The sequence below is a fragment of the Cellulomonas sp. P2_F12 genome (assembly GCF_056403775.1).
Genome location: NZ_JBFUEV010000007.1, coordinates 194,805 through 208,303 on the forward strand (window position 1 = coordinate 194,805; position 13,499 = coordinate 208,303).

General features: G+C 66.4%; 12 protein-coding genes. 7 read left to right on the forward strand and 5 right to left on the reverse strand.

Features of this window, described 5'->3' with window-relative positions:
• Positions 1–33 precede the first annotated feature (33 nt).
• The gene (locus tag AC1DWH_RS15540; RefSeq protein WP_477094425.1) at positions 34–1,104 is read left to right on the forward strand and encodes a nuclease-related domain-containing protein; all 1,071 of its coding nucleotides are present in this window, start codon (positions 34–36) and stop codon (positions 1,102–1,104) included.
• Positions 1,105–1,197: 93 nt separating this feature from the next.
• On the opposite strand, the gene AC1DWH_RS15545 is transcribed toward AC1DWH_RS15540, so the two are convergent.
• The gene (locus AC1DWH_RS15545; protein ID WP_477094426.1) at positions 1,198–2,463 is read right to left on the reverse strand and encodes a DUF6884 domain-containing protein; all 1,266 of its coding nucleotides are present in this window, start codon (positions 2,461–2,463) and stop codon (positions 1,198–1,200) included.
• Positions 2,464–2,974: 511 nt separating this feature from the next.
• On the opposite strand from AC1DWH_RS15545, the gene AC1DWH_RS15550 reads away from it, so the two are divergent.
• A complete protein-coding gene (locus AC1DWH_RS15550) occupies positions 2,975–3,415 on the forward strand; it encodes a hypothetical protein (RefSeq protein WP_477094427.1) in 441 nt (146 codons plus the stop codon).
• Positions 3,416–4,336: 921 nt separating this feature from the next.
• Here AC1DWH_RS15550 and AC1DWH_RS15555 read toward each other — a convergent pair.
• On the reverse strand, positions 4,337–5,635 hold the full coding sequence (locus AC1DWH_RS15555) for an MBL fold metallo-hydrolase (RefSeq protein ID WP_477094428.1): 1,299 nt from the start codon (positions 5,633–5,635) through the stop codon (positions 4,337–4,339).
• A gap of 417 nt (positions 5,636–6,052) precedes the next feature.
• On the opposite strand from AC1DWH_RS15555, the gene AC1DWH_RS15560 reads away from it, so the two are divergent.
• The 5 genes from AC1DWH_RS15560 (at position 6,053) to AC1DWH_RS15580 (ending at position 9,981) form a co-directional block, all read left to right on the forward strand.
• The gene (locus AC1DWH_RS15560; protein WP_477094429.1) at positions 6,053–6,940 is read left to right on the forward strand and encodes an HNH endonuclease; all 888 of its coding nucleotides are present in this window, start codon (positions 6,053–6,055) and stop codon (positions 6,938–6,940) included.
• Between the two features lie 583 nt (positions 6,941–7,523).
• Positions 7,524–7,886 (forward strand): hypothetical protein, encoded by a 363-nt coding sequence (locus tag AC1DWH_RS15565; protein ID WP_477094430.1) that lies wholly within the window; start codon positions 7,524–7,526, stop codon positions 7,884–7,886.
• Positions 7,886–8,548 carry a hypothetical protein gene (locus tag AC1DWH_RS15570; protein WP_477094431.1) on the forward strand — a complete coding sequence of 221 codons (663 nt, stop codon included), beginning with the start codon at positions 7,886–7,888 and terminating at the stop codon, positions 8,546–8,548. The genes AC1DWH_RS15565 and AC1DWH_RS15570 overlap by 1 nt, the downstream gene beginning before the upstream one ends.
• Positions 8,549–8,657: 109 nt before the next feature.
• On the forward strand, positions 8,658–9,386 hold the full coding sequence (locus tag AC1DWH_RS15575) for a neutral zinc metallopeptidase (RefSeq protein ID WP_477094432.1): 729 nt from the start codon (positions 8,658–8,660) through the stop codon (positions 9,384–9,386).
• A 118-nt stretch (positions 9,387–9,504) separates the two neighbouring features.
• On the forward strand, positions 9,505–9,981 hold the full coding sequence (locus AC1DWH_RS15580) for a DUF2510 domain-containing protein (protein WP_477094433.1): 477 nt from the start codon (positions 9,505–9,507) through the stop codon (positions 9,979–9,981).
• 894 nt (positions 9,982–10,875) lie between these two features.
• Here the strand turns inward: AC1DWH_RS15580 and AC1DWH_RS15585 are convergent.
• From AC1DWH_RS15585 to AC1DWH_RS15595, 3 genes are all read right to left on the reverse strand, one after another.
• On the reverse strand, positions 10,876–11,655 hold the full coding sequence (locus tag AC1DWH_RS15585) for a zinc finger domain-containing protein (protein ID WP_477094434.1): 780 nt from the start codon (positions 11,653–11,655) through the stop codon (positions 10,876–10,878).
• Positions 11,649–12,446, reverse strand: a complete 798-nt coding sequence (locus tag AC1DWH_RS15590) for a hypothetical protein (RefSeq protein WP_477094435.1) — start codon at positions 12,444–12,446, stop codon at positions 11,649–11,651. The genes AC1DWH_RS15585 and AC1DWH_RS15590 overlap by 7 nt, the downstream gene beginning before the upstream one ends.
• 505 nt (positions 12,447–12,951) lie before the next feature.
• A partial coding sequence (locus tag AC1DWH_RS15595) for a Gfo/Idh/MocA family oxidoreductase (protein WP_477094436.1) occupies positions 12,952–13,499 on the reverse strand: 548 nt, incomplete at its 5' end.

Here is a 13,499-nt window from a genome sequence, read left to right on the forward strand (position 1 = left end):
GAGGCAGGGTTGTGCGGTGCCGATGCTGAGAGAGTGATTGAGGCAACCGTCCGACGATGGCAGCGCTACGGCAATGACCGCCTCTACGTGACGGCTCGTGACGGGTCGCAAGTCGGCTGGCACGACCTGCACTCAGGTGCCAATCACTTCGAGCAGCCTGAGCGTGCTGAACTGCTCACTCGAACGATCGTCGAATGGCGGGCGAGGAACGGGTTCCCATCGCTTGAGGCTCGCGAAAGTGCGCCAGACCAGGTGCAGTCTGCGGACCCGCCCGGCCCGAATTCGGGCGTCGCCAGCGCGGACGGTGACCTCGCGGCTCGACCGCCGGGCTGGGGTCCATTCACGAAGCTCGCGGAGTTAGGCGAGGTTGAGCGTCGCCTCCGAGAACCAGGCGAACTCCTTGAGGCCCAATGGCGAGGGTTGCGAGAACAAGACCGAGCCATTCGCTTGCAGGCGCCATTGAAGAACCTGCTGCTGGCGCTGACAGGCAGGCGGACCCCCGAGCGCATTGCGTTGCGCGACCAGATGCGCGCGACAAGAGAACAGCTCCGGGCGCGTGAGCTCAGCATTGGCCGCAGCCTGAGGGAAATCGCGACTGAGGGCCGACCGTGGCGCCTGGGCATGGACGGCGAAGTCATTGTCGGCACGGTGCTCTCGGATCTCGTCAGGCGTGATACTCGATGGAGGGTCCTGCACGGGATCCCAGTCGGTCGGTCGGGTGCAGACATCGATCACCTCGTCATCGGGCCGAGCGGCGTCTACACGCTCAATACGAAGCACCATCCCCGAGCCAACGTCTTCGTGGCCCACGAGGCCGTGCTCGTCAATGGCACGAAGTACCCGTACGTCCGGAACGCTCGACACGAGGCCGAACGCGCTAGCCGACTCCTCTCGTCCGCCTGCGGGAGGCGCATTCGCGTCGCGGGCGTAGTCGTCCCCGTCGGGATCCAGAGTTTCAAGGTGAAAGCCCAGCCGTGGGACGTCGTGGTCGTCCCACGGGGTCGCTTGATCGAATGGCTTGCCGCAGGTCCCCGCGAACTCGATGCGGCCGCGATCGACACGATCTACCGAGCCGCACGCCGAGCGGAGACGTGGGGGCATTGACCCTGGGCGCCACAGGCTCTCCCGGTCGCGAGGTCATTCAGCGTTCCGTGCAGGCTCATCGCCGGACCGGCGCCGACGCGGTGCGAGCGATGGTCAGCGCTTCCGGCTGTAGCGACGACGAAGGGATGTCAACCGTGCGCGCGTCTCGCTCGGCGGCATCTTGGCAAGGTTGAGCGGGGGATCGAGCTGCATGAGGACGGCGGTCTCCAACCCATCGAGGACGTCTCCATCGGTGACCACGACCGCCACGACCCGTAGGTGCTCGTGCATCCAACTCGTCAGCCTGTCCTCGTCGATCTCGTTCTCGGCGCGAGAGCTAGCGAGGATCGAGCCGAGACTGAGGCGGAAGGTCGAGAGCTGATGACGGCCGCCCAGGTGCATCCCCCTGATGCGGCCCCAGAGCGTGTTTGTCGACTTCCGGCCGCTGATCGATCTGGTGGCCCCGGCAAGGCCGGCATAGATCAGACCCGGCTCGATGCGCACATCGACGCCCGCGCTGAGGTCCTGGGCGCCGCGCTCGTCGACCCACCAGCTGTAGAGCCCCGGCGCTCGTAGCCCCAGGCCCCCGGTGGCCAGGAATTCGTCCGGTGTCAGGGCGCCGACGTCACGGCCGAGCTCGCGAACCAGGTCAGCCACCTGGAGCGAGGAGGTCCGGTGGGATCCTCGAGGCTCCGTCTCGTGATCGGAGTACCAGGCCAGCCGGTGCCCCATCCTCAGTCCTCGCAGAGGCTCGACGACGTGAGCGTCGCGGGCTTCCAGTCCGGCGCGAATGGCTTTGGAGTATGCCGAACCGGCGTGTACCTCGATCTGCTTTCCGTCGAGCGGCCCGACCGCCTCAACCAGCTGGTCAAGGACTCGAACACCCCAGGCTCGCCGGTACTCACGCGCGGTGGCCGACAGGCGAAGGTCGTATGGGTCGAGCACGGTCGTCGGGGCAACGAGCCCATGCTCAGCCGACAGGATGAACCACGCGGCGCCGGTCGCTTCGGCGTATGAGCGTCCCTTACGGAACAGACTCGACGTATAGAGCTCACGCGCCGGAGCCGCATGGCCGAGCTTTGACTTCACGCAACCGAGCAGCACGAGGTCGGGCGCGCGAACTGGCTCGTAGCCCGACGATGAGATTCGACGCGGCGCCGGTGTGGAGAGTGACCGACGGACGAAGGTCACGGAAGTTCCGACGTCGACGTTGACAGTCGTGAAACCAGGCCACCCGCTCCGATTGCCTTTCCAGAACGCCGAGTGATCGTATGCAGAACGGGGGAGCCCGCCCACGAGCGCATCCAGGTCTGTCCAGTCGAATGTCGCCTGGACGTCGACCCCGGACAACAACGCTCGCAGCGGTGACCAGTCAGCCATGAGGCGAGTCTGGCCCGGGCGGCGTTCCGATGTGCGGGATCGTTGAGGTCACGGCTGAACCAGCAGCGGTGTCCCGTCAAGGCGCCCCGCTTGGCCGCGGGGAAGGATGGGAAAGTGCCTCCGGCTGGACCTTTCGGCTGGACTGTTCAGTGATTTCCGGGGCGCGACGGCACGCCTCGACTCACCATCCCGCGTAGGGCAGACTCCACCCATGCGTAGGTACTCCGCGGCCGTACTGCTCGCGCTGAGAGATCGCGGTGCGCGAGACTGGGAGTCGTTGTGCGAGGCCGTCGGCGTTAGTCCGCGACTGGACTCTCGAAACCACCAATTACTCAGTGACCTGCGGGACCTCGAGTCGGCTGGCGTAGTTAGGATTTCCGGGTCCGATGACACTCACAAGTACGGAGTGCCGGCCGGCGAGATCCGACTCAGCGGCAGATGGCACCAACTGGCGACTGCTCTGGGCCTCAGCCTGACAAACCTTCGTCGACTTGAGAGCGAGGGTGCAGTCGTGGCCGTCCCCGCGTTTGGGCGAGCCAAATCTCTTGGGTCAGACATCTTTGTGATCATGCCCTTCCGCGAAGACTTGAAAGCCATCTACTCGGATCGACTCATTCCCGTGGCCGCGCGTATCGGGCTCAGCATTAGTCGTGCAGACGACTTGTTTACAAACCACAGCATCATGAGCGACGTTTGGTCTAGCATCTTTCGTTCGAAACTCGTTATTGCCGACTGTACGGGCCGGAACCCGAACGTTTTCTACGAATTGGGCATATGCCACACGCTGGGCAAACCCGTAATTCTGCTCGCCCAGGATGCTGAGGATGTACCGTCAGACATCCGGCACCTTCGATACTTGGAATATTCGACGGGCGCGGCGGCGAAAACCGATGCGTTTGAGGCGAAACTGACCGCGACTATCCGCGAGATTCTCCAGGAGGCGGCCTTGTGACGAGTCGCGCTTGGCCGGACGGGCGGAGGCATATTCGGTGGCCTCAGTCCTCCCGCTGAACGTTTCCATCGTTGCCACACAGGGACGGAGCGGCGCACTCATCCTTGCAAAGGAGCCCTTTTTTCCCACACGACGTATACCGCGTGTGGAAGCGCCGCACGTCCGACGCCGTTCAATCAATCTGGGTGTTCACGCCCTACTTGGATGGGTTCCTTCCGCGGCTGCTCGGAGCAGTGACCAGCCCTCTGTGGGTCCGGGCCGGCTCGACCTGTTACGCGGCGACACGGCAACGGTTCGAGCCATCCCGGATCTGGGCCAATGTCGCGGCCGGGCATGACAACATCTGGGTGGCTTTGGACTTTAGGTCTGCCCCGAGCGAGTCCGGACTCGTCGACCAAGAGCGACATCGAACGCGCCCGCGACGGTCGTGAGTCGTTCCTCCGCTGCGGCGGTCAGACCTTGGGGGACCACGACTGCGGCCTCGCACTTCGTCTGGTCCAGCATGAACCGGTCGAACCAGCCTGACAGCGGCGCTGCGCCGCGGATAAAGTCCCGGTAGAGGACCGCCTGGTGGACGGCGTGCCTGAAGTAGCGCTCACCGCCGACACCGTCGACCTTCATCTCGATGGCCCAGGGCGTTTCGTCGACGTGGAGCAGGCTGTCCAGGTAGCGAGCGGCTCGGGTGCGTACGCCCCAGCGAGTCGGGAACTGGCTGCCCCAGTTGACGACAGGGTGCGACCTGGTGAGTTCGAGCGCCTGGCCGTCCGGCGTGACCAGTCGGACAGCGCCGCGCGGGATACCGGACTACCGTCGAGGAGATCGAGCGCGGGATGTCCTGCTTGCTCTCGATGGACTCGGGCTCGGCACCGAGTGCCGTGAGCACACCCGGTAGGTCGTTGGTCGTGATCACGCTGGCTCCGCTCATACCGACCACCACACGCCGTCGTGCTGCGGAGCAGTCCGTGGAAAGTGCCTGGCGAACTCGTCGGCACCATCGGTATGTATCGGCACCACCGCAGCGGGATTGACGGCTTCCACAAGTCGACGCAGGTCCTTCACCGATGCGTGACCCGAGGTGTGGTGCTCGACGAGAGGGACACCGGCGACTCGGGCCGCGTCCCGGAGCCGGACTCCCGACGGTTCGGTCAGGTAGCCCGACCACATCGACCACACGAGCGTGCCGCCGGCGGTCAGGGCACCGTCGCGCATCAGCTCGTGCGCAGCCGAGGATCCGCCGAGGACGACGTAGCGCTCCGGATGGGCGACGAGCTGCTCGGTGAACACCCGGTGACGCCGGACGGCCGCGGTGCGATGAAACTCGCCCGACTCCTTGACCTGCACGCGCTGCCGGCGTGGTGCCCATACGCCGAGGCCGGGGAATCCGGGGCGCGGGATCGTCGGCCGACCGGTCGCTTCAGCGACTGCCGCCGAGTACAGATCGACGAGCAGGGTCCGACCGGCCCGCCGGACAGCCCGGTAGACCGTGACCAGCCTGTCGACGTTCTGTGCCGAGCTCGCGACGACGACCAGGCCAGCCGTCGAGCGGAAGGAATCGGCGAGATCCAGCTCGACGCGCGTCTCCGTCGGGGGCTCGGCCCGCTCGGACCCGACATGCGTCCCCTCCATGAGCAGGGTGTCGATGCCAGCCGGTGGCCGCTCGAGCATGCGCGCGAACGACCGCTTGCGCCCGTGACCCCGCAGGTCGCCGGTGTACATCAGGCGTCGGCCAGCGGCCTCCACGACGAAGGCGTACGCGTCGAACGCACTGTGGTCCACGAGGTACGGCGTCACAGCAAACGGGCCGAGCTCGAACGTCTGCCCGTCGACGAGATAGCCGGACGGCCGAAGCGCTGGTCCGCGCGACGAGAAGAATCGGGCTGCCTCGACGACCGCGGAGGCGGCCTGCCCGGCGTACACCGGGACCGACGGGTGCACCTGGTCGATCAGGCCGTAGTGGTCCAGATGCCCGTGCGAGATAAGCACGCCGAGCAGCGCAGGGTCCGAACCGTCCGCGAGCCCCGGGACGTCGGGCAGGGCGATGGTTTCGTCGGTACCCGAGGTCAGTGGGCGACCCACGTCGAGGACCAAGCGTGTCCCGCCGGCTTCCACCTCCACGCAGGTTCCGCCGACCTCGTGACAGCCGCGGTGCACGCGAACCCGCATCTGGGTCGTCATTGTTGTCATGTCGTGGACGGTTCCAGGCAGGTCCGACACGCTCACCCGTCCGGCGGTACGCGCTACCTCGTCGGCAGATCAACGGTCGAGTCCCGCTGTTGACCACGTCAACGGATCGGTCCGAATCAGGTCGGCATCGACGGACCCGCGATCGCGGACGTGCAGATCAGACGTTTGCCATCGTCAGCCTCGCCGAAGCGCCTTCGATTCCCGCGGCGTTCGGCCACGGTTGGTTGAGGTGGAGTGTCCGAGCGCCGATGCGATTGCGGTGGATGACGACGTCGAGGTCGGGGCTGCGCCTCCGCGCCTGTCTGTGTGTAGAGGAGACGAGAACGACCGGGTCGGCAGGTCGGCCCCTCACGACGGTCGGCGCAGCGCGCAGCTCAGGCGAAAGGTGTCGACCGGTGGTGGCTCGTCCTCCGATCGGGGGGAGATGTCGGCGGGACGCCCTAGCCTTCGCGCGTGCGGAAGTCGATATACGAGCGGGTGATGGCCAAAGTCGAGCGCCAGGGTGACTGCCTCGTCTTCATGGGCGTGCTCACAGGAGGCGGGTACGGCCGAACCTCGGAGCAGGTGGACGGCCGCACCAAGGACCGGTACACCCATCGCGTCGTCTACGAGCACCACCACGGTGAGATCCCGAAGGACCTGATGGTGCTGCACTCGTGCGACAACCGACCGTGCGTCGAGATCACCCACCTCCGCCTCGGGACTGTGAGGAACAATGCGGCCGACATGGTGGAGCGGGGGCGTGGCCGCGCCGGCACCATCAAGGACGTCTGCGCCCGCGGACACGACCTCAAGGCTCGTGGAGCGGTGAAAGAGCGTCCCACGCGCTCGAGGAACCCGGCGAAGGCGCCGAGCAAAAAGTGCATGCAGTGCCAGCGTGAGGACGCCCGCAGGAATCGCGCGAAGCAGGGCTTCGAGTACACGGGTCAGCCGACGAACGGCGACAAGACAGAGTGCAAGCGCGGGCACGTGTTCACGCCGGAGAACACCGCACACACCTCGACCGGCGGGCGCAAGTGTCGGAAGTGCGCTCGTGATTACGCGCGTGCCTACGCTGCGGCACGCCGTGCGATCTCCAAGAAGCCTGAAGGCCCGGCCTTCCGGGAACAGGACACGACGGCGTGGCTCGCTCGGCGGCCAGAGCTTCGGGGCGACCTCCTACTCCAGGTCGGGCAGGTGGCGGCGACCTTCGCGGTGACGACCGGGAAGGTCCGGGTGTGGGACGCTGGCGGGCTGCTTCCGGCCACGCGCACGCGGGGCGGACACCGCCGCTACCGAGTTGCCGACATCGATGCGGTAATCGCCGCCGCGATGTGCGCGGGTGATGCCGGGCAGGACTGATCTGCCAGCGGTCGAGTCGATGCCGTGTTGACCATGTCAATGGGCGGTCCAGATCGGGTCGGAGCGCCAGATCTGCGATCGCAGACCTGAGGATCAGGGGTTTGCCCCCACCCGCAGGCACGCGCCGAATCGCCTTCGCTCCCCGCCACCTCCACCAGTTGCGAGTCCCTGACCTGCACAAATACGCGGTCACTGGCGTTGATGGTTGACGCTGTCAACGGACCGAGCGCCCAACTGAGTCCGGCCATTTAACGCTGTGTCCGTGGAACAGCACCATCGCGTGGGGGTCGAATAGAAGCGTTCGCCCCCGTCGATCAACGCGTCGATGTCGAGCGACGCGCCGACTGTTTCCGAGGGCCGAGGCACTCGTTGACCATCGGACCTTCACGTCACGAGCCTTCAGCGGCATCTACTGCGAGCCGATAGGCAAAGTATGGCTAGTTCTGCCGGCTCCCATCGTGACCACCAGAGTGACGGCCCGCCTGCACGTGGGGAGACAGCTCCCCCGGCGTCGGAGCAGGCGCTTGCCGCCGATGCCGCCCCGGTGACCTTTCCGAAGAGTGACGAAGGCCATGGTGGCCCGGTGTTCGAGGCTGAGCATCGGTCTATCACCCGCGGAGTGAACCCTGTTCCGACGGGAGGCTGGCCCTGGCACCTCACCGATTACGAGGTCGGCTACATCCGTGAGTTTGGAGTCCGCCCGGTCCGTGAAGGATGGGCGGGGACGCCGGAGGAGAACCACCGACTCGACCAAGAGGCGTACGGCGCCCAGGTGAACGCGGCCACGCGTGCCCCTCAGCGGCGGCGGTACCGGCTTTGGGTGTGGGTCTTCGTGACATCGGCCATTGTCGCCGTCGGAGCCGTCGCAACGACCTTCGCGATCATCAACCTGAGCACCGCGGCAGACCTTAACCGGAGCACGTCGCACATCGAGGCCGACCTCTGATGGCTGAATCCCTCCCTACCGTCGAACCTGCGCCCAACGACCGTGTCTTGGGTGAACCTCCACCAAGCGGTAGGAAGCCGAAGACGATCGGCGGAGGCGCATTGCTGGCGATGTTGCTGTCCTCCGCGCTGCTCGCCGCCGCGGCCGGGCTGTTCTACATCTGGTCAGCCAACCAACTGAACATCGCTGAGAAGCAACACTCGGTCGCGGCCGAGGCGATGGACGCGAAAGTCGCAGCGGAGAAGCAAGCCGCCGAGATTGAGGCGAAGCGGAAGGCAGACGCGGCTGCCGCTGCGGCGGCCGTTGCCCGAGAGAAAGCTGCCGCCGCCCGTGAGGAGGCGGCGAAGGCGGCGCGCGACAAGTCCTACATCGATGCGGGGTGGGACGTCACGGTGGCCGACGGGATCTACGTCGCCCCAGTACAGGGCGAGTACTACTGCACTACGGATGCGCCGATGTGCGCGACGTTCAACATCGTCACCGATGAACCCTGCATGGCGGGAGTTGTCGTCTCAGTTTCGATGCTCCGGGATGATGTCTCCGTCGAAGGCGTTTCGGGTGTATCGGCCGGGCTCCCGGCGGGTGGGCAAGCACTGATGGAGCTCGGCGCGTCGTCGGACTTTGATACATACCTGATCACCGACGTGCACTGCCTCGGCTGACATTGAAGGCCGCCTCAAGCGCTCTTCGCGTTCATCGACTCACCACCGCCCAGCACGGTGTCTTCCGCGCGACTCATCGATGGCGCCCAGCGGCACCTTCGCTACGCGAATGGAGATCCTCATGATCCGCAGGCTCACAGCGTCAGCGGTAGCCGCGGCGATCGTGTTGATGCTTGCCGGATGCTCCGCGGCTCTTGGCGGGCTCTACCGATCGGACAGCACAGGAACGGCGACGGAGAGCGCCGTAGGATCCAACGCTGTTGTCAGCGCTGAGGAGATTGACCAGGAGATCGCCGACGCGATCGATGTCGTTGGCCAGTTTTGGTCGGCGCATTTCTCCGAGTTCTACACCGGCGGTGACGACTACATCCCGCCGTCGGACTTCATTCCCTACTTCGCATCCGCCCTGCCGTCCTGCGCCGGTGAGGAAGTCGTGCCCTTTAACGCGCTCTACTGCACTCCGGACAACACGGTGCTCTGGGACCAAGACCTGATGGACTCGATGTACGTCAACGGAGGCGACGCCGGCATCTACCTCGTCATCGCCCACGAGTGGGGGCACGCCATCCAATCGCAGATCAGCGACGACGCCGTCTGGAGCGCGCCGGAGCTCCAAGCAGACTGCTTCGCCGCCGCCGCGCTCTACGGGGCCGTCACGGACGGCAACCTTGCCTGGGAGGACGGCGACACCGCCGAGATCGCCAACGCCCTCACTGCCCTCGCCGACGAGACTGCATGGACCGATACCGACGACCATGGCGACCCGCTCGACCGGATCGACGCGTTCAATGACGGCCGCGTCGGCGGGGTCGAGGGCTGCTACCCAGTGGACGAGTGACTGGTTGTCAGGATTGGAGCAATTTCTGCGGTTCCGACCCCGACAATCCCGGATCAGGATTCCACTCGGCGGCTTCGCCGACCCGTTGACGGGCTGTGATTGAACAGGAGGACTCATCATGACGATTGCAGGCTGGTATCCGGATCCGGACAACTCCGCCGAGATCCGCTGGTGGGACGGCTCGCGGTGGACGACGGACACGAGGCCCGCGGCACCGATGTCGCCTAGCCCGGGCGCCGCGCCTGCTTACGCGCGACCGAAACTCGCAGTGCCGCACCCTCAATCCCAGCAGGCCAATCCTGTCGTCGCGGCTACCACGTGGAAGCCCCCGGCCCGTCTGGCGTTGACGTCCGTCATCCTCGGCGGCATCGCTGTCCTGTTCGGCTGGTTCGTCCCGGCCGTTGGGCTGCTATGCGGACCAGTGGGGCTTGCGTTTGGGATCGTCGCGGTGGCGAAATCTAGCGGCGCCCCGGAGGGCACTGCTCCGTCGGCCACGTCTCGGCCATTGGCGGTTGCCGGAGTGGCGGTCTCTGGGGCCGCATTGCTGTTCGCGGTCGGCTCCGCGATCGTCTGGACCGGTATCAACTCGGCTTGATTCGGCAGGGTCCAGCTTTCGCCCCCTTGCCCGGGAGGGGCGGCGGGAACGGGGCTTGACGGTTGATCAAGGACGAACGCTGACTCCAGGTCGTGAGCGGAGGTAGCGAGAGATCTGGCCGTACCGAGGAGGTCCCGCTCCGAGGAGGCCGGCCAGGAGGCGGTTGAGTCTGCCGCGGGACGCCGATGCGACGGTCTTGGACAGGCATTTGGGGACTGGACGTTTGCAGACGTGGTTGGCGGCGGCGAGGGACGGTGTGCCTGAGCCCGGTTCGCCGGTCGGTCCAGACGCCGGGTCGTGGGACTCCTGCCACGACCTGGACGGCGATCACACGCCCGGTGGCAGCCTCGTCGAGCGTCGATACGCGGGACTGCCGCGGAAAGCGGTCGTGTTGACCATGTCAACGGATCGGCTCGAATCGGGTCGGGACCGACGGATCGGGGATGGCGGACGTGCAGATCAGAGGTTCGCGATCGTCTGCGGGGACTCGCCGAATCGCCTTCCGTTCCCGCCACCTCCACTATCGCTGTGCCGCTGACCTGCGCAAATGTGCGGACGATGGGGTCAATGGTTGACGCCGTCAACACCGAAGGCGCGTGGCGCTAGCTCCTGGACCGCACGGCGTGCCGAGATCCGCCATGGCGCGGCCAGCAGGCGGCGGACCACGCTCCCTCCTGACCGGCATGTTGTCCTCGGGAATGCGTCAGGGTCGGTGCGAGCCGCCACTCCGACTCGAGCTGGAGCACTGCGTGCCGGCGTGATCGGTCGTGGTGCCCATCGCAGACTCGCGGATACCCGAACGCGGTGGGACAGAGTCGAACTTTTGGGTGCAACGAACATAGGAACACCAGGACTCGTCCAGGCCCCTCGCAGGCGTGCAACCGGCGCCGACAGCTACGTCTTCCGGAAACTTGTGACGCTGCGCCAGATCCACCACGCGAGCCCTCCGCCGATGGTCAGGCATGCCAACGCGCGGCCGGTCATGCCACCCCAATCGGTGCTGACTGGGGCGCGGACCCCGATCGCAGCGGGTCGGACGATGTGCCAGCTCAGCTCCGCCTTGCCCGGCGCGACACCGCCGTGATGCGAGCAGGCACCGCTCTTGCCGATCGACGGTGAGTGCCACCCGTCTCTACATACGGGCGTCCACGGTGTCGGTTCGACGATGACCGGCTCACTGACGGCTGCCCTCGGCGCGACCAGCCACTGCCCACCGGTAGTCGTGCTGTGGAACGTGACGAGTGCGGTCAAGCCCGGGACCACGAGGATGAGACTGGGGGCAAGGAGCCGGCGAACGAGCCGCTGGTGCGCCAGCTCGGCCGCTTTCTGCTCGGCGACCAAGGCCTCGGCCGCGGCACTAACAACCTGCAGGCGCGGCGCGTGGGGGATGTTCCGGATGCGCCCAGAGTTCGTTCGGCAAGGCTGGTGCGCTGCGGCGAAGCAGTAGGGACAGGTCTCATCGAGCGCGAGCTGCGGCGGGCGGCCTCGAACCCGGAAATCGCAGCAAGCCGCGGCGTTCGTGACCGGTAGTAGGGCACCTATCCAACCTTCGCCGTCGAGGTGGGACCTACCGCTCGCTGCGTCTCCGACGGTTTTACCAATCCGGGACGCTGCCCTGCGCCGTCCGCGCCCGCGCCGTCCTCGGCGACCGACCGTGGCAGTGAGGGTCAGCACTTGGTGAGCGGCGACTGGATCGCACAGCCCAGGGCGTTGCCGTAACCGATGTACCGATACGCGAGGACCTCCTGATGGATCGCCGAATCGCTCTCGGCAAATGCGCTGAGCGCCCCGTCGACGCCGACTCCGCCAGTGGTGGTGGTCGCAGTGTCGACGTACTGCTGGACTCCGTCGACGAAGATCGGTAGCCCGTCGTCGTCGACGGCCGGGGTGAACGTGGTGACGGTTACCTCCGGGTTGGACGCGGACTGGGCGTTGAAACAAATGACGAACCTGCTGACTTCAGGGTCACTGACTCGCCGGCCGATCTGGGAGTACAGGTAGTCGTCGAGTTGGCTACGCGCTTCGAGCGCGGTGATCTGCTGGTGGGTCTCACTGCGCTCGTCGTGCGGGGTGACGAGCGGCGCAATGCTTGCGAGGTACGTGGCCTGCTCGGCGTCCAGGTACTCGGCGAAGTTGCTGGGGGACGGCACCGCGCCCTGCGCTGCCAGTGCTCGCAGGATCTGCTCGAGCACGGCTCGCGTCGGTTGGTCCGGGACACCGAAGTGGTCAACCGTCTCGACGATGCCGGCACGGCGCAGCGCGTGCTGCAGCGAGGCGAGCTGGGTCGGGTCGGTTGCGAAGACATCGTTGAGGATGGCGCCCACGTGATCGTCGACGGTCGCCTCGGGCGGGTCAGCGATCCCAACATGCTCAACTGTCCGTGGGCTGACGGCGTACGTCCGCTCGTAGGCGGTCTGGCGAGCAATCGCGTCCGCTCCTGCGGCCGCCGTCACCACCAGGGCCAAGACGGCGATAGCGACAACCCATGAACGGGCCCGATGCCGTCCGACCTGAGCTTCGCGTGGGGCGTCCAGAGCCCTGCTGGTCATGGAGTTGCCAGCTGGTTCGCGACTTCTCCAAAGTACCCGCTGTAGTTAGGCAGTACGGGTTCGGTCGGGTCGGGGTGAGCCGTATGCCAATCCCGCTCAACCTGCCGCGCTTGTTCCAGCTGCTGTCGAGCGTCGTGCGCGCCGGACCGTTCCCCGCTGGCCCACCCTGAAGCGCTGGCGCCCGCCACGACGGCAAGGGCAATGAGGGTCCCGCCCACTCCGACCGCCACACGGCGACGTCGCCGTGCGCGTGGCGCCGGATTGGGCTCGTTCATGACCGCAGTGTGTACCTTTAAACAGGACGAATGCGGTCAAACCATGCCGCGATCGCCCGATCGGACGACGCATCGGCGAAGGCACCGAGGAGGCACGCCGCCGGACGGTCCGCACCACTCTGGCGCGTGCCGCGTCCGGAGAACGCTCAGACCGGCACTCGTCGGCCCGTCTCGAAGGACTCGATGCAGCCCAGGGCCAGTGCGAGCGCGCGGCGGCCCGCACGAGCGTGGATCGGTGGTTGGCCTCCAGACCGGAGGGCCGGCAGCAGTGCGTCGACATGTCGGTCGAAGGTGCGCTGGAACTGCCGGGCTTCGTCGTTGAAGTACCCGGCCTGCCACACCTGGCTGGTCTCGTCGCCGACGGTCGAGACCGTCAGCCGGCGCACCGTGTCCTCCACCAGCAGGCGTCCGGCGCGCCCGTTGATCTCCAGCTGGTGGGTCAGGGGGTAGGCGTACGACGAGTCGTAGGTGCCGACGAGGCTGCCGACGCCGCCGTTCGCGAGCTCGAGCGCGAGGGCGACGGTCGTGTATGGGCCGTCGTGGGGCCGCGCCATCTGGGCCATCACGGACACGATCGGTCCGCACAGGTGCTCGATCGTGTCGAACGCATGGCACTGCGTCTCGATCAGCTGGGCGTGCGGGCTCTCTCTAATACACAWCTGACGCTGCCGACGAWATAGAACCTCTACAGAGC